The sequence below is a fragment of the Paraburkholderia sp. BR10937 genome, from assembly GCF_040965695.1.
GTDB lineage: Bacteria > Pseudomonadota > Gammaproteobacteria > Burkholderiales > Burkholderiaceae > Paraburkholderia.
On record NZ_JBFRCL010000069.1, the window covers coordinates 13,728 to 34,279 of the forward strand.

Annotated in this window: 25 protein-coding genes and 1 tRNA gene; 25 read left to right on the top strand and 1 reads right to left on the bottom strand. The window is 64.3% G+C overall.

Annotation, left to right across the window (positions count from 1 at the left end):
* The first annotated feature begins 247 nt into the window (after positions 1-247).
* From AB4Y44_RS36355 to tatC, 18 genes are all read left to right on the top strand, one after another.
* Positions 248-1,174 carry an ABC transporter ATP-binding protein gene (locus AB4Y44_RS36355; protein WP_342924268.1) on the top strand — a complete coding sequence of 309 codons (927 nt, stop codon included), beginning with the start codon at positions 248-250 and terminating at the stop codon, positions 1,172-1,174.
* Positions 1,171-1,926 carry an ABC transporter permease gene (locus AB4Y44_RS36360; protein WP_042269663.1) on the top strand — a complete coding sequence of 252 codons (756 nt, stop codon included), beginning with the start codon at positions 1,171-1,173 and terminating at the stop codon, positions 1,924-1,926. The genes AB4Y44_RS36355 and AB4Y44_RS36360 overlap by 4 nt, the downstream gene beginning before the upstream one ends.
* 15 nt (positions 1,927-1,941) lie before the next feature.
* Positions 1,942-2,181: a BolA family protein gene (locus AB4Y44_RS36365; RefSeq protein ID WP_028206568.1), complete on the top strand. Its 240-nt coding sequence runs from the start codon at positions 1,942-1,944 to the stop codon at positions 2,179-2,181.
* A 108-nt stretch (positions 2,182-2,289) separates the two neighbouring features.
* The gene (gene murA / locus AB4Y44_RS36370; protein WP_342924269.1) at positions 2,290-3,552 is read left to right on the top strand and encodes a UDP-N-acetylglucosamine 1-carboxyvinyltransferase; all 1,263 of its coding nucleotides are present in this window, start codon (positions 2,290-2,292) and stop codon (positions 3,550-3,552) included.
* The gene (hisG, locus tag AB4Y44_RS36375) at positions 3,549-4,247 is read left to right on the top strand and encodes an ATP phosphoribosyltransferase (RefSeq protein WP_069268253.1); all 699 of its coding nucleotides are present in this window, start codon (positions 3,549-3,551) and stop codon (positions 4,245-4,247) included. Before murA ends, hisG begins: the two co-directional genes overlap by 4 nt.
* A gap of 97 nt (positions 4,248-4,344) precedes the next feature.
* Positions 4,345-5,664: a histidinol dehydrogenase gene (gene hisD / locus AB4Y44_RS36380; RefSeq protein ID WP_342924270.1), complete on the top strand. Its 1,320-nt coding sequence runs from the start codon at positions 4,345-4,347 to the stop codon at positions 5,662-5,664.
* Between the two features lie 211 nt (positions 5,665-5,875).
* A complete protein-coding gene (gene hisC, locus AB4Y44_RS36385) occupies positions 5,876-6,952 on the top strand; it encodes a histidinol-phosphate transaminase (RefSeq protein ID WP_342924271.1) in 1,077 nt (358 codons plus the stop codon).
* Between the two features lie 54 nt (positions 6,953-7,006).
* Complete coding sequence (gene hisB / locus AB4Y44_RS36390) at positions 7,007-7,594, top strand: imidazoleglycerol-phosphate dehydratase HisB (RefSeq protein ID WP_368702225.1); 588 nt, start codon at positions 7,007-7,009, stop codon at positions 7,592-7,594.
* A 256-nt stretch (positions 7,595-7,850) separates the two neighbouring features.
* Entirely contained in the window at positions 7,851-8,492 is a 642-nt protein-coding gene (gene hisH / locus AB4Y44_RS36395) for an imidazole glycerol phosphate synthase subunit HisH (protein ID WP_254317689.1), read from the top strand.
* A gap of 174 nt (positions 8,493-8,666) precedes the next feature.
* Complete coding sequence (hisA, locus tag AB4Y44_RS36400) at positions 8,667-9,419, top strand: 1-(5-phosphoribosyl)-5-[(5-phosphoribosylamino)methylideneamino]imidazole-4-carboxamide isomerase (protein ID WP_069268257.1); 753 nt, start codon at positions 8,667-8,669, stop codon at positions 9,417-9,419.
* A 223-nt stretch (positions 9,420-9,642) separates the two neighbouring features.
* Complete coding sequence (gene hisF, locus AB4Y44_RS36405) at positions 9,643-10,416, top strand: imidazole glycerol phosphate synthase subunit HisF (protein ID WP_342924273.1); 774 nt, start codon at positions 9,643-9,645, stop codon at positions 10,414-10,416.
* 4 nt (positions 10,417-10,420) lie between these two features.
* Entirely contained in the window at positions 10,421-10,858 is a 438-nt protein-coding gene (hisI, locus tag AB4Y44_RS36410; RefSeq protein WP_028206577.1) for a phosphoribosyl-AMP cyclohydrolase, read from the top strand.
* Positions 10,855-11,223 carry a phosphoribosyl-ATP diphosphatase gene (locus AB4Y44_RS36415; protein ID WP_110388464.1) on the top strand — a complete coding sequence of 123 codons (369 nt, stop codon included), beginning with the start codon at positions 10,855-10,857 and terminating at the stop codon, positions 11,221-11,223. The genes hisI and AB4Y44_RS36415 overlap by 4 nt, the downstream gene beginning before the upstream one ends.
* 44 nt (positions 11,224-11,267) lie before the next feature.
* The gene (locus tag AB4Y44_RS36420; RefSeq protein ID WP_028206579.1) at positions 11,268-11,660 is read left to right on the top strand and encodes a membrane protein; all 393 of its coding nucleotides are present in this window, start codon (positions 11,268-11,270) and stop codon (positions 11,658-11,660) included.
* A 42-nt stretch (positions 11,661-11,702) separates the two neighbouring features.
* Positions 11,703-12,071, top strand: coding sequence for a histidine triad nucleotide-binding protein (locus AB4Y44_RS36425; protein WP_342924275.1), 369 nt, complete (start codon positions 11,703-11,705; stop codon positions 12,069-12,071).
* Positions 12,072-12,231: 160 nt separating this feature from the next.
* Complete coding sequence (gene tatA, locus AB4Y44_RS36430; protein ID WP_342924276.1) at positions 12,232-12,474, top strand: Sec-independent protein translocase subunit TatA; 243 nt, start codon at positions 12,232-12,234, stop codon at positions 12,472-12,474.
* 97 nt (positions 12,475-12,571) lie between these two features.
* Positions 12,572-13,132, top strand: coding sequence for a Sec-independent protein translocase protein TatB (tatB, locus tag AB4Y44_RS36435; RefSeq protein ID WP_342924277.1), 561 nt, complete (start codon positions 12,572-12,574; stop codon positions 13,130-13,132).
* Positions 13,133-13,177: 45 nt separating this feature from the next.
* Positions 13,178-13,960, top strand: a complete 783-nt coding sequence (gene tatC / locus AB4Y44_RS36440) for a twin-arginine translocase subunit TatC (RefSeq protein WP_321927841.1) — start codon at positions 13,178-13,180, stop codon at positions 13,958-13,960.
* A gap of 127 nt (positions 13,961-14,087) precedes the next feature.
* Here tatC and AB4Y44_RS36445 read toward each other — a convergent pair whose 3' ends face one another.
* Positions 14,088-15,302 carry a Do family serine endopeptidase gene (locus tag AB4Y44_RS36445; protein WP_342924278.1) on the bottom strand — a complete coding sequence of 405 codons (1,215 nt, stop codon included), beginning with the start codon at positions 15,300-15,302 and terminating at the stop codon, positions 14,088-14,090.
* Between the two features lie 19 nt (positions 15,303-15,321).
* On the opposite strand from AB4Y44_RS36445, the gene AB4Y44_RS36450 reads away from it, so the two are divergent.
* From AB4Y44_RS36450 to AB4Y44_RS36480, 7 genes are all read left to right on the top strand, one after another.
* Complete coding sequence (locus tag AB4Y44_RS36450) at positions 15,322-16,068, top strand: Nif3-like dinuclear metal center hexameric protein (RefSeq protein WP_368702226.1); 747 nt, start codon at positions 15,322-15,324, stop codon at positions 16,066-16,068.
* A gap of 237 nt (positions 16,069-16,305) precedes the next feature.
* Positions 16,306-16,926 (top strand): ubiquinol-cytochrome c reductase iron-sulfur subunit, encoded by a 621-nt coding sequence (gene petA, locus AB4Y44_RS36455; RefSeq protein ID WP_368702227.1) that lies wholly within the window; start codon positions 16,306-16,308, stop codon positions 16,924-16,926.
* Positions 16,926-18,314 (top strand): cytochrome bc complex cytochrome b subunit, encoded by a 1,389-nt coding sequence (locus AB4Y44_RS36460; RefSeq protein ID WP_368702228.1) that lies wholly within the window; start codon positions 16,926-16,928, stop codon positions 18,312-18,314. The genes petA and AB4Y44_RS36460 overlap by 1 nt, the downstream gene beginning before the upstream one ends.
* Before the next feature lie 18 nt (positions 18,315-18,332).
* Positions 18,333-19,133 (top strand): cytochrome c1, encoded by an 801-nt coding sequence (locus AB4Y44_RS36465; protein WP_368702229.1) that lies wholly within the window; start codon positions 18,333-18,335, stop codon positions 19,131-19,133.
* A 114-nt stretch (positions 19,134-19,247) separates the two neighbouring features.
* A complete protein-coding gene (locus tag AB4Y44_RS36470; protein ID WP_027797364.1) occupies positions 19,248-19,859 on the top strand; it encodes a glutathione S-transferase N-terminal domain-containing protein in 612 nt (203 codons plus the stop codon).
* A gap of 79 nt (positions 19,860-19,938) precedes the next feature.
* A complete protein-coding gene (locus tag AB4Y44_RS36475; protein WP_368702230.1) occupies positions 19,939-20,436 on the top strand; it encodes a ClpXP protease specificity-enhancing factor in 498 nt (165 codons plus the stop codon).
* Positions 20,437-20,454: 18 nt separating this feature from the next.
* Positions 20,455-20,530, top strand: a tRNA-Thr gene (locus AB4Y44_RS36480).
* Positions 20,531-20,552: the final 22 nt, after the last annotated feature.

Consider the following 20,552-nt stretch of genomic DNA (forward strand, 5'->3'; position numbering starts at 1 on the left):
TCGAGCGGTCTCACCGCACTGCCGGGCCGACGTCGTTCCCCTCCAGGGCCAGGCCGCGCTTTCCGACTTGGCCTATAATCAACCGTTTTTTGGGCGCTGCCTCGGCGCAAAAAGTACCGCTTGGTATGTAATAAGCGTGCACTGAGACAGCAAAGCCGGCCTCACGAGCCGTCCCCAATTCCGGTCTTCCCCGCAGCATTGATGCACTCTTGAGCCGCGCCGTACGCAAACGGGCGGCGTATTAGTCATGCCAGCCATAGAAATCCGTAACGTCAAGAAGCGCTACAAGTCGCTTCAGGCGCTCAAGGGCGTCAGCTTCACGGTCGAAGACGGCGAGTTCTTCGGGCTGCTCGGCCCGAACGGCGCGGGCAAGACGACGCTCATCAGCATTCTTGCCGGCCTCGCGCGCGCGGACGAGGGCTCGATTGCCGTCCGCGGCCACGATGTCGTCGCCGACTACCGCAACGCGCGCCGCAACCTGGGCGTCGTGCCGCAGGAACTGGTGTTCGATCCGTTCTTCACCGTGCGCGAGACGCTGCGCATCCAGTCCGGCTACTTCGGCCTGCGCAACAACGACGCGTGGATCGACGAAGTCATGGCCAATCTCGATCTCACCGAGAAAGCCGACGTGAACATGCGCGCGCTGTCCGGCGGCATGAAGCGCCGCGTGCTCGTGGCGCAGGCGCTCGTGCACCGGCCGCCCGTGATCGTGCTCGACGAACCCACCGCCGGCGTGGACGTGGAACTGCGCCAGACGCTCTGGAAGTTCATCGCGCGCCTGAACCGCGAAGGGCACACCATTGTCCTTACCACGCACTATCTCGAAGAAGCCGAGCAATTGTGCGACCGCATCGCCATGCTCCGGCGCGGCGAGATGGTCGCGCTCGAGCGCACGAGCGCGCTGCTGCAGCGCTTTGCGGGCACGCAGCTGTTCCTGCGCTTCTCGGAAGGCGTGCTGCCGAGCGATCTGCGCGCGCTCGAAGTCGATCCTTCCAACGCCAGCGCACACCAGCATCTGCTGCGCCTCGCGAGCTACGACGACGTGGAGCGCATTCTGGCGAAGTGTCGCGCGAACGGCTGCAAACTCGAAGAAGTGGAAGTGCGCAAGGCCGATCTGGAGGATGTTTTCGTGCAGGTGATGAACGGTCCTGAAGTGGTCGAGGGTCTCGCATGAGCGGTTTCCGTACGCTGTTCTACAAGGAAGTGCTGCGTTTCTGGAAGGTCGCTTTCCAGACCGTGCTCGCGCCCGTCATCACCGCGCTGCTCTATCTCACGATCTTCGGCCATGCGCTGCGCGGCCACGTCGAGGTGTATCCGGGCGTGGAGTACACGAGCTTCCTGATTCCCGGCCTCGTGATGATGAGCGTGCTGCAGAATGCCTTTGCGAACAGCTCGTCGTCGTTGATCCAGTCGAAGATCACGGGCAATCTCGTCTTCGTGCTGTTGCCGCCGCTCGCGGCATGGGAGATGTTCGGCGCCTACGTGCTCGCCTCGATCGTGCGCGGCCTCGCCGTCGGCGCGGGCGTATTTGTCGTGACGATCTGGTTCATTCCGATGAGCTTCGCCGCGCCGTTCTACATCCTCGCGTTCGCGGTGCTCGGCTCGGCGATCCTCGGCACGCTCGGCCTGATCGCCGGGATCTGGGCGGAGAAGTTCGACCAGCTCGCGGCGTTTCAGAACTTTCTCATCATGCCGCTCACGTTCCTTTCGGGCGTGTTTTACTCGACGCATACGCTGCCGCCCCTGTGGCGCGAAGTGTCGCGGCTCAATCCATTCTTCTACATGATCGATGGTTTCCGCTTCGGGTTCTTCGGCCTGTCCGACATCAACCCGCTCGTGAGCCTGTCGATCGTTTTCGTGTTTTTCGTGGCGCTGGCCACGCTCGCCATGCGTTTGCTTGCGAGCGGGTACAAGCTGCGTCACTAAGCAGGAGCCATACTCATGTTGCCGACTCCGGAACAGATCAAGCAGTACATCTCGGCAGGGCTCGCGTGCGAGCACCTCGAAGTCGAAGGCGATGGCCAGCACTTCTTCGCAACGATCGTCTCCTCAGCCTTCGACGGCAAGCGCCTGATCCAGCGCCATCAGCTCGTCTATGCGGCGCTCGGCGACCGCATGCGCGAGGAAATCCACGCGCTCAGCATGAAGACGCTCACGCCCGCCGAATGGCAGAACGCATAATCTGGAATCTCAGTGCGAATCACCCAGGACAAAGACGCCGCCGCGAGCGGCGCAACTCAACATCAAGCGACCCCGCAAACCGGCCGCACCGATCAGGAAACCTCAGGCATGGATAAACTCGTCATCGTCGGCGGGCAGAAGCTCGCAGGGGAAGTGGCTGTTTCCGGTGCAAAGAATGCGGCGCTGCCCATTCTCTGTGCAGGCCTTCTGAGCGCTGAACCCGTTCATCTCGACAACGTGCCCGACCTCCAGGACGTGCGCACGACACTCAAGCTGCTCGGCCAGATGGGCGTGCGCACCGAGCAGAACGGCGCGCGCGTGCAGCTCGACGCCTCGAAGGTGAACAATCTCGTCGCGCCGTACGAACTCGTGAAGACGATGCGCGCGTCGATCCTCGTGCTCGGGCCGCTCGTCGCGCGCTTCGGCGAGGCGAAGGTGTCGCTGCCGGGCGGCTGCGCGATCGGCGCGCGCCCCGTGGATCAGCACATCAAAGGCCTGCAGGCGATGGGCGCCGAGATCAACATCGAGCACGGCTTCATCGAGGCGCGCGCGAAGCGCCTGAAGGGCGCGCGCATCGTCACCGACATGATCACGGTCACCGGCACGGAAAACCTGCTGATGGCCGCCGTGCTCGCCGATGGCGAAACGGTGATCGAGAACGCCGCGCGCGAGCCCGAAGTGGGCGACCTCGCGCATCTGCTCGTGGCGATGGGCGCGAAGATCGAAGGCATCGGCACCGACCGCCTCGTCATTCAAGGCGTGGACAGGCTCCACGGCGCGCACCACACCGTCATTCCGGACCGTATCGAAGCGGGCACGTTCCTGTGCGCGGTCGCGGCCGCGGGCGGCGACGTCACGCTGCGCCACGTGCGTCCGCACATCCTCGACGCCGTCACCGACAAACTGCGCGAAGCCGGCGTGACGATCGAAGAGGGCGACGACTGGATGCGCGTGCGCATGCACGAGCGCGCGCGCGCCGTGAACGTGCGCACCTCCGAATACCCGGCGTTCCCGACCGACATGCAGGCGCAGTTCATGGCGCTCAACACGATCGCGGACGGCACCTCGCAAGTGGTCGAAACCATCTTCGAAAACCGCTTCATGCACGTGCAGGAACTGAATCGCCTGGGCGCCCACATCACGATCGACGGCAAGACGGCGCTCGTCGCCGGTGTCGAGAAGCTCTCGGGCGCGAAGGTGATGGCAACCGACCTGCGCGCCTCGGCGAGCCTCGTGATCGCGGGCCTGTGCGCCGACGGCGAAACGCTGATCGACCGCATCTATCACCTCGACCGCGGCTACGACCGCATGGAAGCGAAGCTCACGAAGATCGGCGCGAACGTGAAGCGGATCAAGGGGAGCGCGCAATGAGCACGGTCGAGTCCAGGCCCACGCCGGCGGCCGCGGCCAGCGCGCCGCTCACGCTTGCGCTCTCGAAGGGCCGCATCTTCGAGGAGACGATGCCGCTGCTCGCCGCGGCCGGCGTGCATGTGACCGAAGACCCGGAAACCTCGCGCAAGCTGATCCTGCCGACCACCGACCCGAACCTGCGCGTGATCATCGTGCGCGCGACCGACGTGCCCACCTACGTGGAGTACGGCGCGGCCGACTTCGGCGTGGCGGGCAAGGACGTGCTCAACGAGCACGGCGGCGGCGGCCTGTATCAGCCGATCGACCTCGACATCGCGCGCTGCCGTCTTTCGGTGGCCGTGAAGGGCGGCTTCGACTACGCGAACGCGGTGCGCCAGGGCGCGCGCCTGCGCGTGGCGACCAAGTACACGGAAGCCGCGCGCCAGCACTTCGCGGCCAAGGGCGTGCACGTCGATCTCATCAAGCTGTACGGCTCGATGGAACTCGCGCCGCTCGTGGGCCTCGCCGACGCGATCGTCGACCTCGTCAGCACGGGCGGCACGCTGCGCGCGAACAATCTGGTCGAGGTCGAGGAGATCATGGAGATCTCGTCGCGCCTCGTCGTGAATCAGGCGGCGCTCAAGCTCAAGCGCGCCGCGCTGCGGCCGATCATCGACGCGTTCGAACGCGCGTCGCGCGGCACGCAGGCGAGCTGACCGGGTAGAAGCGAAGGGCAGGCGCAATCACGCGCCGCCTCGCGCGCAGTGCGCCTCGAACCGCGCGGCGCGCACAACGTAACGGATGGATACCAGCATGGCTATCACGATGCGCAAACTCGATTCCGGCGCCGAAGGCTTCAAGCAGGCGCTGCACGCGGTGCTCGCCTTCGAGGCGAGCGAGGACGAGGCCATCGAGCGCTCCGTCGCGCAGATTCTCGCCGACGTGAAGGCGCGCGGCGACGCCGCCGTGCTCGACTACACGAACCGCTTCGACCGCCTCGCCGCCCCGAGCGTCGCGGCGCTCGAACTGCCGTTCAGCGAACTCGAAGCGGCGCTGGAGAGCCTCGAGCCCAAGCAGCGCGCGGCGCTCGAAGCGGCGGCGGCGCGCGTGCGTGGCTACCACGAGAAGCAGCGCATCGAGTGCGGCTCGCATAGCTGGCAGTACACCGAATCCGACGGCACGGTGCTCGGCCAGAAGGTCACGCCGCTCGACCGCGTGGGCCTGTATGTGCCCGGCGGCAAGGCCGCGTATCCGTCGTCCGTGCTGATGAACGCCATTCCCGCGCGGGTCGCGGGCGTACGCGAAATCATCATGGTCGTGCCCACGCCCGACGGCGTGAAGAACCCGCTCGTGCTTGCGGCGGCGCTGCTCGGCGGCGTCGATCGCGTGTTCACGATCGGCGGTGCGCAGGCGGTGGCGGCGCTCGCCTACGGCACGGACACGATCCCCGCCGTCGACAAGATTTGCGGCCCGGGCAACGCCTATGTCGCTTCGGCCAAGCGCCGCGTGTTCGGCACGGTAGGCATCGACATGATTGCGGGCCCCTCGGAAATCCTCGTGATTTGCGACGGCACGACCGATCCGCGCTGGGTGGCCATGGACCTGTTCTCGCAGGCCGAGCACGACGAGCTCGCACAGTCCATCCTGCTGTGCCCGGACGAGAGCTTCATCAAGCGCGTGGAAGACGCCATCGACGAGCTGCTGCCCGCCATGCCGCGCGCCGAAGTCATCGCCACGTCGCTTACGAACCGCGGCGCGCTCGTGAAGGTGCGCGACATGGCCGAGGCCTGCGCCATCGCCAACGAGATCGCGCCGGAGCACCTCGAGATCTCGGCGCTGGAGCCGCAGAAGTGGGGCGCCGAAATCCGCCACGCGGGCGCGATCTTCCTTGGCCGCTACACGAGCGAAAGCCTCGGCGACTACTGCGCGGGGCCGAATCACGTGCTGCCTACGTCTCGTACCGCACGTTTCTCGTCGCCGCTTGGCGTCTATGATTTCATCAAGCGCTCGAGCCTCATCGAGGTGAGCGCGGAAGGCGCGCAAACGCTCGGCGAGATCGCGGCCGAGCTGGCCTACGGCGAAGGCCTGCAAGCCCACGCGCGCAGTGCCGAATTCCGCATGAAGCAGGTGTAAGGCGCGCCTCGCAACTGGCAGAAACCGGTTGAACGAGCCGCCGCGTGGCAAGGAGACGCTGCGCGACGGTAAGCCCCGCGAGTGCGCGGGGCGCAGCAGTTCGACCTTCAGTTTGACCCGCACGCAGCAGAGACCACGACGATAACCAGGGCAGCCGGCTCGCCGAGCTGCCCGTGCCGGCGGCCCCGCTTTTCGCGAGCCGCCTTTCGACATGACGACACCACAAGACATCATCCGTCGCGACGTGCTCGCGATGACGAGTTACCCCGTGCCCGACGCTTCCGGTTTCGTGAAGCTCGACGCCATGGAGAACCCGTTTCCTTTGCCCGCCGATCTGGCCGCGCAACTGGGCGAACGCCTCGCGGCGGTCGCGCTCAACCGCTATCCCGCGCCGCGCCCCGAGGCGCTGATCGCGAAGCTCAAGGAGACGATGCGCGTGCCCGCCGACTGCGACGTGCTGCTCGGCAACGGCTCGGACGAGATCATCAGCATGATCACCATGGCGTGCGCGAAGCCGGGCGCGAAGGTGCTCGCGCCGGTGCCGGGCTTCGTCATGTACGCGATGTCGGCGAAGTTCGCGCAGCTGGAGTTCGTCGGCGTGCCGCTCAAGGCCGACTTCACGCTCGACCTCGAAGCGACGCTCGCGGCGATCGCGGAGCACACGCCCGCCGTGATCTGGCTGGCCTACCCGAACAACCCCACGGGCACGCTGTTCGACGACGCCGACATCGAGCGCGTGATCGCGGCGGCTGGAGAGGCGAAGAGCCTCGTGGTGATCGACGAGGCCTATCAGCCGTTCGCGATGCAAAGCTGGATGCCGCGCGCGGGCGAGTTCGACAACGTGGTCGTGATGCGCACGATGTCGAAGCTCGGGCTCGCGGGCATCCGCCTCGGCTATCTGGCCGGGCGTCCGTCCTGGCTCAACGAGTTCGACAAGGTGCGCCCGCCCTACAACGTGAACGTGCTCACGCAGGCGGCGGCCGATCTGCTGCTCGACCATGTCGACGTGCTCGATGCGCAGGCCGCCGAATTGCGCGCGCAACGTGCGACGCTGGCCGCTGAAGTGGCGAAGCTGCCTGGCGCCGAGGTGTTCGAAAGCGCTGGCAATTTCCTGCTCGTGCGCGTGCCCGACGCGGCCGCGGTTTTTGACACGCTGCTGTCTGCCCGGATTCTGATCAAAAACGTGGGTAAAATGCACCCATTGCTTGCGAACTGCGTGCGCCTGACCGTTGGCACCCCCGACGAAAACGCGCAATTGCTCGCTGCCCTGAAGCTCGTGCTCCGTTAGGCCGATGCTTCGTTCTCCCACTCTCCTGTTACGGGCTGTCTGAAGGAAATTGCCATGCGCGTCGCGCAAGTCGTTCGCAACACCAGCGAAACGCAAATCAGCGTGAAACTCAATCTGGACGGCACCGGCGAGCAAAAGCTCGCGACCGGTGTGCCGTTTCTCGACCACATGCTCGACCAGATCGCACGACACGGTCTGATCGATCTCGAGATCGAGGCGCATGGCGACACGCATATCGACGACCACCATACGGTGGAAGACGTCGGCATCACGCTCGGCCAGGCGGTGGCGCAGGCCATTGGCGACAAGAAGGGCATTCGCCGCTACGGCCACGCCTATGTGCCGCTCGACGAGGCGCTCTCGCGCGTCGTGATTGACTTCTCGGGCCGTCCGGGCCTCGAATTCCACGTGCCGTTCACGCGTGCGCGCATCGGCACGTTCGACGTCGACCTGTCGATCGAATTTTTCCGCGGCTTCGTGAACCACGCCGGCGTGACGCTGCACATCGACAACCTGCGCGGCCTCAACGCGCACCATCAGATGGAAACCGTGTTCAAGGCATTCGGCCGCGCGCTGCGCCAGGCCGCCGAACTGGACGAACGTCAGGCGGGCAGGATTCCGTCGACGAAGGGCAGCCTCTAAGCGACGCCTTTCACCGACCAGAAGGCGGGCCGCGCTACGCGCACTGTGCCAGGCGCATGCCGGAGCAGGACTTCGAGCGCGCCGAGGCGGGGCCGGCCTCCCCATGCGGCGTGCGCGCCACATTAGCCGTTTGGCTTATGGGCTCGCACGCGCCGACTGGCGTACATTGACGGCTTCGAAGGCAGATCAGGGCACATCGCGGCGCACCTGCGCCACACAGCCAAGGGCAAGGCCTTTTGAGCAGGCCGGATTCGAGATGAAAACTTCAATTGCGATTGTGGATTATGGAATGGGCAACCTGCGTTCGGTGGCCCAGGCGCTGAGGCAGGCCGCACCGGAAGCCGACGTGGCCATCGTCGAGCGTCCCGAGGCGATCCGTGCCGCCGACCGCGTGGTGCTGCCGGGGCAGGGCGCGATGCCCGACTGCATGCGCAGCCTCGCCGAGTCGGGCCTGCAGGACGCGGTGCTCGAAGCCTCGCGCACGAAGCCGCTCATGGGCGTGTGCGTGGGCGAGCAAATGCTGTTCGACTGGAGCGCGGAAGGCGACACGAAGGGCCTGGGCCTGCTGCCCGGCAAGGTCGTGCGCTTCGATCTGGAAGGCCAGCTGCAGGACGACGGCTCGCGCTTCAAGGTCCCGCAAATGGGCTGGAACCGCGTGCGCCAGGCGCGTGCGCACGCCCTGTGGGACGGTGTGCCCGACGAAAGCTTCTTCTACTTCGTGCACAGCTACTATGTGGTTCCGGCGGATGCGTCGCACACCGTGGGCGAAACGCCGTACGGCGCGGCCTTTACCTCGGCAGTGGCGCGGGATAACATCTTCGCCACCCAATTCCACCCGGAAAAGAGCGCCGCTGCGGGCTTGCGCGTCTATCGCAACTTCGTCCACTGGAACCCCTGATTTCCTGCGGCGCTGACGCTCGCAGCCGCCTTCGCGCACGAGCGCCGCGGCATTAGATTTGCGTCGGCAAGGCTGCCGAAAGAGTTGTACTAAACTAGCGAAACGGCGTCGGATCGGGCCTTTTTTCCGCCGGCGCTGCAGACTTCAACCCCATTCCCAGACACACCCGAAGCTATGCTGCTGATTCCGGCCATCGATCTCAAAGACGGTCACTGCGTGCGCCTCAAACAAGGCGATATGGACCAGGCGACGATTTTCTCCGAGGAACCGGCGGCCATGGCCCGACACTGGGTCGAGCGCGGCGCGCGGCGCCTGCACCTCGTCGACCTCAACGGCGCGTTCGCCGGCAAGCCGAAGAACGAAGACGCGATTCGCGAGATCATCCGCGAAGTCGGCGACGAGATCCCCGTGCAGCTCGGCGGCGGCATCCGCGACCTCGACACGATCGAGCGTTATCTCGACGACGGCCTGTCCTACGTGATCATCGGCACCGCCGCCGTCAAGAATCCGGGCTTCCTCCAGGAAGCGTGCACCGCATTCGGGGGCCACATCATCGTGGGCCTCGACGCGAAAGACGGCAAGGTCGCGACCGACGGCTGGAGCAAGCTCACCGGTCACGAAGTCGTCGACCTCGCACGCAAGTTCGAGGACTACGGCGTCGAATCGATCATCTACACCGACATCGGCCGGGACGGCATGCTGCAGGGCATCAACATCGAAGCGACGGTGCGCCTCGCGCGCGCGGTGAAGATTCCGATCATCGCGAGCGGCGGGCTGTCCAACCTCGGCGATATCGACGCACTGTGCGAGGTCGAGGACGAAGGCGTGGAAGGCGTGATCTGCGGTCGCGCGATCTACTCGGGCGACCTCGATTTCGCCGCCGCGCAAACGCGCGCAGACAGCCTGCGCGAATCGGACGACGCGTAAGGCGTCGCATGCCGGCCTCCGTCACGGGAGGCCTTTTGTTTTTGGCGCTGCGCCGCCATCTCCATGGGGACCGGCGCTCGCGCGGGATAATTACGCTTCAGGGCGCAAGGCACGGCGTAAAGCGCGCGACAATGGGCTGCGCGCCGCGCCCGAACCGGGGCCGGCAGCCTTCTCGCGAAAGGTGCTCGCCGCACACACACCGACTGGCAACTTCGGCAAGATCATGGCTCTACCCAAACGCATCATCCCCTGCCTCGACGTGACCGCCGGGCGCGTCGTCAAGGGCGTCAATTTCGTCGAACTGCGCGACGCGGGCGACCCCGTCGAAATCGCGCGCCGCTACGACGACCAGGGCGCCGACGAACTCACGTTCCTCGACATCACCGCGACCTCCGACCAGCGCGACCTGATCCTGCCGATCATCGAAGCGGTGGCTTCGCAGGTCTTCATTCCGCTCACCGTGGGCGGCGGCGTGCGCGCCGTGGCGGACGTGCGGCGCCTGCTCAACGCCGGTGCCGACAAGGTCAGCATGAACTCCTCGGCCGTCGCCAATCCGCAGCTCGTGCGCGATTCCGCCGACAAATACGGCTCGCAGTGCATCGTCGTCGCCATCGACGCGAAGCGGACGTCGGCGCCGGGCGAACCCGCGCGCTGGGAAGTGTTCACGCACGGCGGGCGCAAGGCCACAGGCATCGACGCCGTGGAATGGGCGCGCAAGATGGCCGAGCTGGGCGCGGGCGAAATCCTGCTCACGAGCATGGACCGCGACGGCACGAAGAGCGGCTTCGACCTCGACCTCACGTGTGCGGTGTCCGACGCGGTGCCGATTCCCGTGATCGCCTCGGGCGGCGTGGGCGGCCTGCAGGATCTCGCGGACGGCATCGTCAAGGGCCGTGCCGACGCCGTGCTGGCCGCGAGCATCTTCCACTATGGCGAGCACACGGTGGGCGAGGCGAAGCGCTTCATGGCCGACCAGGGCATTTCGGTGAGGATGTAACGCGATGAGCAATACTCAAACCGGCAAACCCGACAACGACCTCGCCAATGCCAACTGGCTCGACAAGGTCAACTGGGACGCCAACGGCCTCGTGCCCGTGATCGCGCAGGAAGCCACCACCGGCGACGTGCTGATGTTCGCGTGGATGAACCGCGAAGCGCTCGCGAAGACGGTCGAGCTGCGCCGCGCCGTGTACTTCTCGCGCTCGCGCCAGCGCCTGTGGTTCAAGGGCGAGGAATCGGGTCATGTGCAGCACGTGAGTGACATCCGCCTCGACTGCGACGAAGACGTCGTGCTGCTCAAGATCGAGCAGGTCTCGGGTATTGCGTGCCACACGGGCCGCCACTCGTGCTTTTTCCAGCAATTCGAAGGCACCGTCGACGAAGGCCGCTGGGTCGCCGTCGACCCGGTGCTGAAAGACCCCGAACACATCTACAAATGACGCAACTGAACACCAACGACACCTTGCTGCGCCTCGCGGCGGTGATCGACAGCCGCAAGGGCGGCGACCCGGACGCCTCCTACGTCGCGCGCCTCTTTCACAAGGGCGACGACGCGGTGCTCAAGAAGGTCGGCGAAGAGGCGACCGAGGTCGTGCTGGCCGCGAAGGACGTGCGCCAGGGCGGTGCACCGAAGGCGCTCGTCGGCGAGATGGCCGACCTGTGGTTCCATTGCCTCGTCACGCTCTCGCACTTCGATCTGAGTCCCGCCGACGTGCTCGCGGAACTCGAACGCCGCGAAGGCCTTTCGGGTCTCGAGGAAAAGGCGCTGCGCAAGAGCCGCGAGCGCGAAGAGAACGGCGACTGAGGCTCTACGCTGCGCACAGCGCTCCACAGAGGGAGATGAACGACATGTCCACGTCCGGCGACTACCCGCCCCCATCGTACCGCAACGGCGTCGACGCGGACCGTTTACGCAGCCTGCGGACTTTCACGCACGTGCTGTACGCGCTCTATGCGGTCTACTGGCTGACCGGCGGCATTTCGGTGCTGGTGGCCATCATCCTGAATTACCTCAAACGCGACGAAGCGCTCGGCACGCCCTATGAGCAGCACTTCACGTGGCAAATCCGCACGTTCTGGCTCGGGCTGGCCGGCCATCTGATCGGCGGCGTGCTCATCTTCGTGCTGGTCGGCATTCCAATATTGTGGGCTGTCGCAATCTGGACGTTGTACCGTATCATCAAAGGCTGGCTGTACTTGTACGACAACAAGCCGCTGCACAACCCGCGCGCCTGGTTCTGAGGGCTTTCGGGGGCGCGTGCGGCTTTGCTCACCAGGAGCACCATGAGTCACGACCGCAGCACCTGTCTCTTCTGCAAGATCGCCGATGGCCATATTCCCAGCACGCGGGTGTACGAGGACGAAGAGTTCGTCGCCTTCCGCGACATCCGGCCTGCAGCCGAAACCCACGTCCTCGTGATTCCGCGTCAGCATATTCCCACCCTTGCCGATTGCAGTGAAAACGACGCACCGCTGCTTGGTAGAATGTTTGTATTGGTCGCACGACTCGCCAAAGAGCTGGGCGTCTCGTACACGGGCGGTGAAACCGGGTTTCGCACGGTAGTGAATACGGGGCCGGGCGGCGGGCAGGAGGTCTACCATCTGCACGCGCATTTGCTGGCTGGGCCGCGTCCGTGGCACCGCATGGGCTGAGTGCCGGCGGCGGTGAAAGTCGGTATAAATGACGGATGGCGTGAGTCACACTAAAGCGTCGCGCTAAAGGGTCGCACGCCACGACCATGCAACATCGAACAGGCACAATTTATCGCGTCGCGCACCTCGCGCGGCGGCGGGGTTAAGGAGAGAGTCAATCATGGGTTCGTTGAGCATCTGGCACTGGCTGATCGTCTTGTTGATCGTTGCGCTCGTCTTCGGCACCAAGAAGCTGCGCAATATCGGTAGCGATCTGGGCGGTGCGGTGAAGGGTTTCAAGGAAGGCATGCGCGAGAACGAAGGCGCCGGCGCCGACACGCAAAAGCGCGAACTCCCGGCCGACGGCGGTGCAGTCGACGTCGAAGCCAAGGACAAGACGCAGCGCTCGAACGACTACCGCTAAAACGCGTGGCAGCCGTTTTTTCCGCCGCCACCGGTTTTTCCGCATGTTTCCCGCTCGTTTCCATCAAGGCAGCCAAGGCTGACGGAAAACTCCATTCATGCTCGATCTCGGTTTAACCAAGATGGCGCTGATCGGCGTCGTCGCGCTGGTCGTTCTCGGGCCGGAGCGGCTGCCGCGGGTCGCCCGCACCGCCGGCGCGCTGTTCGGTCGCGCACAGCGCTATATCAACGACGTCAAGGCGGAAGTCACGCGCGAGATCGAACTCGACGAGTTGCGCCGCATGAAGACCGAGTTCGAAACGGCGGCGCAGAACGTCGAGAAGAACGTTCAGGACAATCTGCGCAAGCATGAAACTGAGTTGAACGACGCGTGGAACGCGGGCACGTCGGTGTCGCCGAGCATCGCAGGCGGCGCGGATCCTGCCAGCCTCGAAGACGCCGCCGCCAATGCCGCGGATGCCGTCGCCACGCAATCGGGATGGCGCTCCGGCAACGCAGGCGCAAGCGGCGCGAAGCGCAAGAACTGGCGCGTGAAGCAGGGCGCCGCGCCGGTCTGGTACAAACGCGCCACGCTGCGCCGCACGCGGGTGCAATCGGGCGCTGCACGCGTGGCGCAGCACACGCCGGCGAGCCTGCGCCGGCCCACGCGGTTCTTCTGACGCGGATCCGCCTTTGCGCACGTCCATTTCCAACAGAGGGCCGGTGTGAGCGACCCCCAGCAAAAACTGGAAGAAGGCTCTGAAGAGACCTTCATTTCCCATCTCGTCGAACTGCGCGACCGTATCATTCGCGCAGGCATTGCCGTGATTGTCGTGTTCGTCGGGCTCGTGTACTGGGCGCCCGACATATTCCGGCTTCTCGCGCGCCCGCTCATGCAGAACCTGCCGCGCGACGGCAAGATGATCGTCACCGACGTGACTGGCTCGTTCTTCGTACCCATGAAGGTCACGATGCTCGTGGCGTTCGTGATCGCGCTGCCGGTCGTGCTCTACCAGATCTGGGCGTTCGTCGCCCCAGGCCTCTACCAGCACGAAAAGAAGCTCGTCGCGCCGCTCGTGGCAAGCAGCTACACGCTCTTCCTGTGCGGCATGGCGTTCGCGTATTTCGTGGTGTTCCCGACCATCTTCCGCGTGATGGCGCACTACAACGCGCCGCTCGGCGCGGAGATGACGACCGACATCGACAATTACCTGAGCTTCGTGCTCACCATGTTCATCGCGTTCGGCGTGACCTTCGAGGTGCCGATCATCGTCGTGCTCCTCGTGCGCATGGGCGTGGTCACTGTGAAGAAGCTCAAGCAGATCCGGCCCTACGTGATCGTCGGCGCGTTCATCGTCGCGGCGGTGGTGACGCCGCCGGACGTGTTCTCGCAGCTTATTCTCGCGCTGCCGCTCATCCTCCTCTACGAGGCGGGCATCATCGCGGCGCGCATCTTCATCGGCACGGGCGAGAAGAAGCCCTCGGACGAGAGTCAGGCAGCGAGCTAGCCCCGCTGGCTTGGCGGAGAAAGGCCGCAGGAAAGCAAAAGGCCGCGAACCCACGTTCGCGGCCTTTTCGTTTTCCGGTTGTGAGTCCGGCGCGGGCAGGGCACGACGCCCCGCCTGCGGTGAGATATCAACCGCCGTCGTCGCCCTCGCCGTCTTCCTGGGCCGGCTGCTTCGGTGGCGGCGGGCGCTTGCCGATCAGTACGTCGAGATCCATGTCCTTGTTCTTGCGCACGAGGTGGATCTTCGCGTCGGTGCCCGGTTTGATTTGCGCGATGACGTTCAAAAGGCGCGTGGTGTCGGTGATGGACTCACCGTTCACCGAGGTCAGGACATCGCCGGGCCTGATGCCGGCCTTGTCGGCGGGGCCACCCTGCAGCACGCCCGCGACGATCGCGCCCGACTTCTCCTTCAGCCCGAACGAGTCGGCGATCTCCGGCGTCACGTCCTGTGGCTCCACGCCGATCCAGCCGCGCGTGACCGAGCCCGAGGTGATGATGCTCTCCAGCACGCTGCGTGCCGTGGAAACGGGAATCGCGAAGCCGATGCCGAGCGAGCCGCCCGAGCGCGAGTAGATGGCGGTGTTGATGCCGAGCAGGTTGCCGTTCACGTCGACGAGCGCGCCGCCCGAGTTGCCCGGATTGATCGGCGCATCGGTCTGAATGAAATTCTCGAACGTGTTGATGCCGAGGTGATTGCGGCCCAGCGCGCTGATGATGCCCATCGTGACCGTCTGGCCCACGCCGAACGGGTTGCCGATGGCGAGCACGACGTCACCCACGCGCGTCTGGTCCATGCGCCCGAGCGTGATGGTGGGCAGGTTCGGCAGATTGATCTTGAGCACCGCGAGATCGGTTTCCGGGTCGATGCCGATCACCTTTGCGTTGGTGGTGCGGCCGTCGGAAAGCGCGATTTCGATCTGGTCCGCGCCGTCGATTACGTGCTGGTTCGTTAGAATGTAACCGTCCGGACTGACAATGACGCCCGAACCGAGGTTGGCGGCAGGCTGCTCCTGCTGCTTCTGGTTTTTGTTGCGATCGCCGAAGAAGTAGCGAAATAGCGGATCGTTCTGGCGGGGATCGGGCGGCAGCGACCCATCCTTGCTCGAGAACACGTTGACGACCGCGGGCATGGCCTTCTGGGCGGCGTCCGCATAGGAGCCCTGGGCGGCGCCTCCACCGATGCCTGGCGCCACTTCCCGCAGTGCGACGATCGGTTCGGCAAGCTGCTTGCCGAACTGCCCCTGGTGCTGCAGCCACTGCGGTTTGAGCGTGGCGATGATGAACATCAACGCCAGCAGGACCGTCACCGCCTGGGCGAAGAACAGCCAAAAGCGTCTAAGCATCTGAAGATTAGAGGATTATATGGATCGGATCGAACTGGAATTGTATCTGAACAATCTTCTGGAATCCGCGCGGTTCAAGGACTACTGCCCCAATGGCCTGCAGGTCGAAGGGCGGCGGCGCGTGGAGAAGATCGCCACGGGCGTGACCGCCTCGCTCGCCTTCCTCGAAGCCGCGCTCGAGTGGGGTGCCGACGCGGTGCTTGTGCATCACGGTTATTTCTGGAAGAACGAAGCACCGCAAATTACGGGCCGCAAGTACCGTCGCCTGAAGACGCTGCTCGCGAACGACATCAACCTGTTCGCCTACCATCTGCCGCTCGACAGCCATCCCGAACTCGGCAACAACGCGCAGTTGGGCGCCCGCTTCGGCTGGATCGGCGAACAACGCTTCGGCGACCAGGATCTTGGCTGGATGGCGACGCTGCCCATGCCGATCACGCTCGCGCACTTTACGGCCGAGGTCGAACAGACGCTCGGCCGCACGCCGCTCGTGCTCGGCGACCCCGACTGGCAGCTGCGCCGCGTGGCCTGGTGCACGGGCGCGGCGCAAAGTCTCTTCGAGGCTGCGATCGACGCCGGCGCCGACGTCTTCCTCACCGGCGAGATCTCCGAGCCGACCACGCACACTTCGGCGGAAAGCGGCGTGGCCTTCCTCGCCGCGGGCCACCACGCGACCGAGCGCTTCGGTGTGCAGGCGGTTGGCGCGCACCTCTCGGAAGCCTTCAACATCGAGCATCTTTTCATCGATATCGACAATCCCGTTTGATTGCGTATTCGGCGCAAATTGTCGTGGCGCAGCATCGTTTTATTCATGAGGCATTTACAAACTGAAAAGAAAGTGGCCCTCTTTTCTGCGGGAAAACCCCGAGATATCAAGGACTTCCGAGGCTTTTTCGAGAGCGCCCCTTGTAAATGCCAACTCCATTCGAGCAAACTAGCGTTCGGCAGCACCGCGGGTAAGCTGGCGTGACGGAAAAATCCAACTCAGAAGTGGGGCGATGTGATGCGAGACAACGAGAATGACCGCGTCGATGGCAGCCGCCGAACCTGGCTGATTGCGACGTCCGTAGCAGGTGGCATTGGAGGCGTGGCCACTGTCGTACCTTTCGTAGGTTCCTTTGCACCATCCGAAAAAGCCCGCGCCGCCGGCGCGCCCGTCGAAGCCGATATCACGAATCTTCAGCCCGGCTCGATGATGACCGTCGCCTGGCGCGGCAAGCCCGTGTGGATCCTGAACCGCACGGATCGCATGATGGCCGACGTGAAGAAGGCCAATCCCGATCTAGCCGACCCGAACTCCGAGCACCCGTTCTCGATGCCGATGCCGGAGTACTGCATGAACGAATTCCGTTCGCGCGCCGAGCATCAGAACATTCTCGTGGCGGTGGCCGTCTGCACCCATCTGGGCTGCACGCCGACGCCGCGCTTCCAGGAAGGCCCGCAGCCGAACTTGCCCGACAGCTGGCCGGGCGGCTTCCTGTGCCCGTGCCACGGCTCCACCTACGATCTCTCCGGCCGCGTGTTCAAGAACAAGCCGGCGCCGCAGAACCTCGACATTCCCCGCTACATGTTCGCGTCCCCGACGCAGATCGTGATCGGCAAGGACGAAAAAGGAGAAGCGTGATGGCGACGGGAACCGAAAAGGACGTGGTGGAAACGACCGGGCTGCAAGGCTGGATCGACAAGCGCTTCCCGATGACCGCGAGCTGGCGCGCTCACGCTTCCGAGTACTACGCGCCGAAGAACTTCAACTTCTGGTACTTCTTCGGCTCGCTCGCGCTGCTCGTGCTGGTGAACCAGATCATCACCGGCATTTTCCTCACCATGAACTACAAGCCCGATGCGACGCTTGCGTTCGCGTCGGTCGAGTACATCATGCGCGAGGTGCCGTGGGGCTGGCTGATCCGCTACATGCACTCCACAGGCGCTTCGATGTTCTTCGTGGTCGTGTATCTGCACATGTTCCGCGGGCTGCTGTACGGCTCGTACCGCAAGCCGCGCGAGCTCGTGTGGATCTTCGGCTGCGCGATCTTCCTGTGCCTGATGGCGGAGGCGTTCTTCGGCTACCTGCTGCCCTGGGGCCAGATGTCGTTCTGGGGCGCCCAGGTGATCGTGAACCTGTTCTCGGCGATTCCCTTCATCGGCCCGGACCTCTCGCTGTGGATTCGCGGCGACTACGTGGTGTCGGACGTCACGCTGAACCGTTTCTTCGCGTTCCACGTGATCGCCATTCCGCTGGTGCTGGTCGGGCTCGTGATCTGTCACATCATCGCGCTGCACGAAGTGGGCTCGAACAATCCGGACGGCATCGAGATCAAGGCGAAGAAGGACGCGAACGGCGTGCCGCTCGACGGCATCCCGTTCCATCCGTACTACTCGGTGCACGACTTCATGGGCGTGTGCATCTTCCTGATGATCTTCGCGGCGATCGTGTTCTTCGCGCCGGAGATGGGCGGCTATTTCCTGGAGTCGAACAACTTCGTGCCGGCCAACCCGCTGCAGACGCCGCCCGAAATCGCGCCGGTCTGGTACTTCACGGCGTTCTACGCGATGCTGCGCGCCACCACTGACCCGTTCAAGATCGTGCTGATGATCGTGATCGCGCTGCTCGGGCTTCTCGCGCTCGTGCGCGCCCGCGGCAAATGGCGCGCCGGGCTGCCGGTGCTGGCAGTGCTCGTGATCCTCGCGATGTACTTCACCGAGTCGAAGTTCTGGGGCGTGGTGGTGATGGGCACGGCGGTGATCTCGCTCTTCTTCCTGCCGTGGCTCGATCGCTCGCCGGTGAAGTCGATCCGCTACCGGCCGCTGTTCCACAAGGTGTTTCTCGGCATCTTCGTGGTGGCGTTCCTGACGCTCGCGTTCCTCGGCACGAAGCCGCCATCGCCGGCGGCCACGCTGATCGCCCAGATCTGTGCGCTCGTCTATTTCGCTTTCTTCTTCGGCATGCCGTTCTGGACGCCGCTTGGCACTTTCAAGCAGCCGCCCGAGCGCGTGCGGTTCAAGCCCCATTAATTGACGAGCGAGGAAGATATGACGAAACGTTCTCTTTTTTCGACGCTCGCGAAGGTGAGCATACGGGCTGCCGGCGTCCGGGCCGGCTTGGCCGCGCTGGCGCTCTCATGTGTCTTTGGGGTCGGATCAGTAGCGGCGCAGGAAAACATTCCGCTCGACCGCGCTCCCGATAACGGCGAAAATCTTGCTTCGCTGCAACACGGCGCCAAATTGTTTGTAAACTATTGTCTGAATTGCCATAGTGCGAACTTGATGCGCTACAGCCGGTTGCAGGTTCTCGGCATTCCGCAGAAGCAAATCGAAGATAATCTGTTGTTTACGACCGACAAGGTCGGCAACACGATGTCCATCGCGATGCGCCCGGACGACGCCAAGTCGTGGTTCGGCGTGGCGCCGCCGGACCTCTCCGTGGAAGCGCGGGCGAAAGGGCGCGACTGGCTGTACACGTACCTGCGCAGCTTCTACCGCGACGACACGCGGCCGACCGGCTGGAACAATCTGGTGTTCGAAAACGTGAGCATGCCGCACGTGCTGTGGCAGTTGCAGGGCATCCGCATGGCGAAGTTCGAGGACACGACGGACGAGGAAACCGGGGAAAAGGTCCGTCGCTTTGCGGGGTTCCAGCAGGTCACGCCCGGAACGCTCTCGCCGGTGGATTATGATGCCGACGTGGCCGACCTGGTGGCGTACCTCGGCTGGATGGCCGAACCCGAGCAGAAAACCCGCAGGCAGCTTGGCGTGTGGGTGCTCCTGTTCCTCGGCGTCTTGAGCTTTTTCGCGTGGCGATTGAACGCTGCGTACTGGAAAGATATCAAATAGGCACGTCCTGACCGACGTGGGGCCGGTGCGACGAGATGCCGTCTGACGGTTCAGGGACCGTCAGACGGTTTTTTCGCCCGCTGGCCTTTTGGGTTTATTGAGGAAATGTAAATCATGATGGTTCTGTACTCCGGCACTACCTGCCCGTTCTCCCAGCGCTGCCGGCTGGTGTTGTTCGAAAAGGGCATGGACTTCGAAATCCGCGACGTCGACCTGTTCAACAAACCGGAAGACATCGCCGTGATGAATCCGTACGGTCAGGTGCCGATTCTGGTCGAGCGCGACCTGATTCTGTACGAGTCGAACATCATCAACGAGTACATCGACGAGCGCTTTCCGCATCCGCAGCTGATGCCGGCCGACCCGGTCCAGCGCGCTCGCGCGCGTCTGTTCCTGCTCAACTTCGAGAAGGAACTGTTCGTGCACGTGAGCACGCTCGAAAACGAGAAGGGCAAGGCCGCCGAGAAGAACCACGAGAAGGCGCGCCTCGCGATCCGCGACCGCCTCACGCAGCTCGCGCCGATCTTCCTGAAGAACAAGTACATGCTGGGCGAAGAATTCTCGATGCTCGACGTCGCCATCGCGCCGCTGCTGTGGCGCCTCGACCACTACGGCATCGAGCTGTCGAAGAATGCCGCGCCGCTCATGAAGTATGCCGAGCGCATTTTCAGCCGTCCGGCGTACATCGAAGCGCTGACGCCGTCTGAAAAGGTCATGCGTCGTTAAGCAGTATCCTGGCGGTTGCAGGTAACAGAGGCGGCGTGCACAGCGTGGGTGTGGATGCCGCCTCGTGAAAGGATTGTTGATGCAAGAGATTTCCACCAAGCCGTATTTGCTGCGCGCGCTGTACGAGTGGTGCACCGACAACGGCTTCACGCCGCATATCGCGGTGCGGGTCGACAACCGCACGCGGGTGCCGCGCCAGTTCGTGCGTGACGGCGAGATCGTGCTGAACATCAGCTTCGAGGCGACGAGCCAGCTGCAGATGGGCAACGAGATGATCGAGTTCCACGCGCGCTTCTCTGGCAAGTCGCACAAGATCGAGGTGCCGGTGTCGAACGTGCTCGCGATCTACGCGCGCGAGAACGGCCAGGGCATGGCGTTCCCCGTCGAGTCTCCGCCCGGCGACGCCGACGACGTGCTGTCCTCCGAGGACCACGAAGAAGCCGAAGCGCACGAGGCGCATGCAGTGCGCGACGAACCTGCCGAGGAACCCGCCGCGCCGGTCGCGACGCGCGCCGCCGACAAAGATGACGATGGCGGCAACAAGGGCGGCAAGGGCCACCTCAAGATCGTTAAATGAAGTAGAATAGCGGGCTACGCCGGCTTAGCTCATCTGGTAGAGCAGTTGATTTGTAATCATCAGGTGGCGGGTTCGAGTCCTGCAGCCGGCACCACATTCAAGACAAAGGGTTACGT

What these genes read in the sequence shown, in the direction of transcription:
- hisB (WP_368702225.1), top strand. Translation starts at nt 7,007, where the DNA reads ATGCGCGTCGCGCAAGTCGTTCGCAACACCAGCGAAACGCAAATCAGC.
- AB4Y44_RS36420 (WP_028206579.1), top strand. Translation starts at nt 11,268, where the DNA reads ATGTCCACGTCCGGCGACTACCCGCCCCCATCGTACCGCAACGGCGTC.
- AB4Y44_RS36450 (WP_368702226.1), top strand. Translation starts at nt 15,322, where the DNA reads ATGGATCGGATCGAACTGGAATTGTATCTGAACAATCTTCTGGAATCC.
- petA (WP_368702227.1), top strand. Translation starts at nt 16,306, where the DNA reads ATGCGAGACAACGAGAATGACCGCGTCGATGGCAGCCGCCGAACCTGG.
- AB4Y44_RS36355 (WP_342924268.1), top strand. Translation starts at nt 248, where the DNA reads ATGCCAGCCATAGAAATCCGTAACGTCAAGAAGCGCTACAAGTCGCTT.
- AB4Y44_RS36470 (WP_027797364.1), top strand. Translation starts at nt 19,248, where the DNA reads ATGATGGTTCTGTACTCCGGCACTACCTGCCCGTTCTCCCAGCGCTGC.
- AB4Y44_RS36465 (WP_368702229.1), top strand. Translation starts at nt 18,333, where the DNA reads ATGACGAAACGTTCTCTTTTTTCGACGCTCGCGAAGGTGAGCATACGG.
- tatB (WP_342924277.1), top strand. Translation starts at nt 12,572, where the DNA reads ATGCTCGATCTCGGTTTAACCAAGATGGCGCTGATCGGCGTCGTCGCG.
- AB4Y44_RS36460 (WP_368702228.1), top strand. Translation starts at nt 16,926, where the DNA reads ATGGCGACGGGAACCGAAAAGGACGTGGTGGAAACGACCGGGCTGCAA.
- hisG (WP_069268253.1), top strand. Translation starts at nt 3,549, where the DNA reads ATGAGCACGGTCGAGTCCAGGCCCACGCCGGCGGCCGCGGCCAGCGCG.
- hisA (WP_069268257.1), top strand. Translation starts at nt 8,667, where the DNA reads ATGCTGCTGATTCCGGCCATCGATCTCAAAGACGGTCACTGCGTGCGC.
- AB4Y44_RS36445 (WP_342924278.1), bottom strand. Translation starts at nt 15,302, where the DNA reads ATGCTTAGACGCTTTTGGCTGTTCTTCGCCCAGGCGGTGACGGTCCTG.
- AB4Y44_RS36360 (WP_042269663.1), top strand. Translation starts at nt 1,171, where the DNA reads ATGAGCGGTTTCCGTACGCTGTTCTACAAGGAAGTGCTGCGTTTCTGG.
- tatA (WP_342924276.1), top strand. Translation starts at nt 12,232, where the DNA reads ATGGGTTCGTTGAGCATCTGGCACTGGCTGATCGTCTTGTTGATCGTT.
- hisI (WP_028206577.1), top strand. Translation starts at nt 10,421, where the DNA reads ATGAGCAATACTCAAACCGGCAAACCCGACAACGACCTCGCCAATGCC.
- AB4Y44_RS36475 (WP_368702230.1), top strand. Translation starts at nt 19,939, where the DNA reads ATGCAAGAGATTTCCACCAAGCCGTATTTGCTGCGCGCGCTGTACGAG.
- hisF (WP_342924273.1), top strand. Translation starts at nt 9,643, where the DNA reads ATGGCTCTACCCAAACGCATCATCCCCTGCCTCGACGTGACCGCCGGG.
- hisD (WP_342924270.1), top strand. Translation starts at nt 4,345, where the DNA reads ATGGCTATCACGATGCGCAAACTCGATTCCGGCGCCGAAGGCTTCAAG.
- hisH (WP_254317689.1), top strand. Translation starts at nt 7,851, where the DNA reads ATGAAAACTTCAATTGCGATTGTGGATTATGGAATGGGCAACCTGCGT.
- murA (WP_342924269.1), top strand. Translation starts at nt 2,290, where the DNA reads ATGGATAAACTCGTCATCGTCGGCGGGCAGAAGCTCGCAGGGGAAGTG.
- AB4Y44_RS36425 (WP_342924275.1), top strand. Translation starts at nt 11,703, where the DNA reads ATGAGTCACGACCGCAGCACCTGTCTCTTCTGCAAGATCGCCGATGGC.
- AB4Y44_RS36415 (WP_110388464.1), top strand. Translation starts at nt 10,855, where the DNA reads ATGACGCAACTGAACACCAACGACACCTTGCTGCGCCTCGCGGCGGTG.
- AB4Y44_RS36365 (WP_028206568.1), top strand. Translation starts at nt 1,942, where the DNA reads ATGTTGCCGACTCCGGAACAGATCAAGCAGTACATCTCGGCAGGGCTC.
- hisC (WP_342924271.1), top strand. Translation starts at nt 5,876, where the DNA reads ATGACGACACCACAAGACATCATCCGTCGCGACGTGCTCGCGATGACG.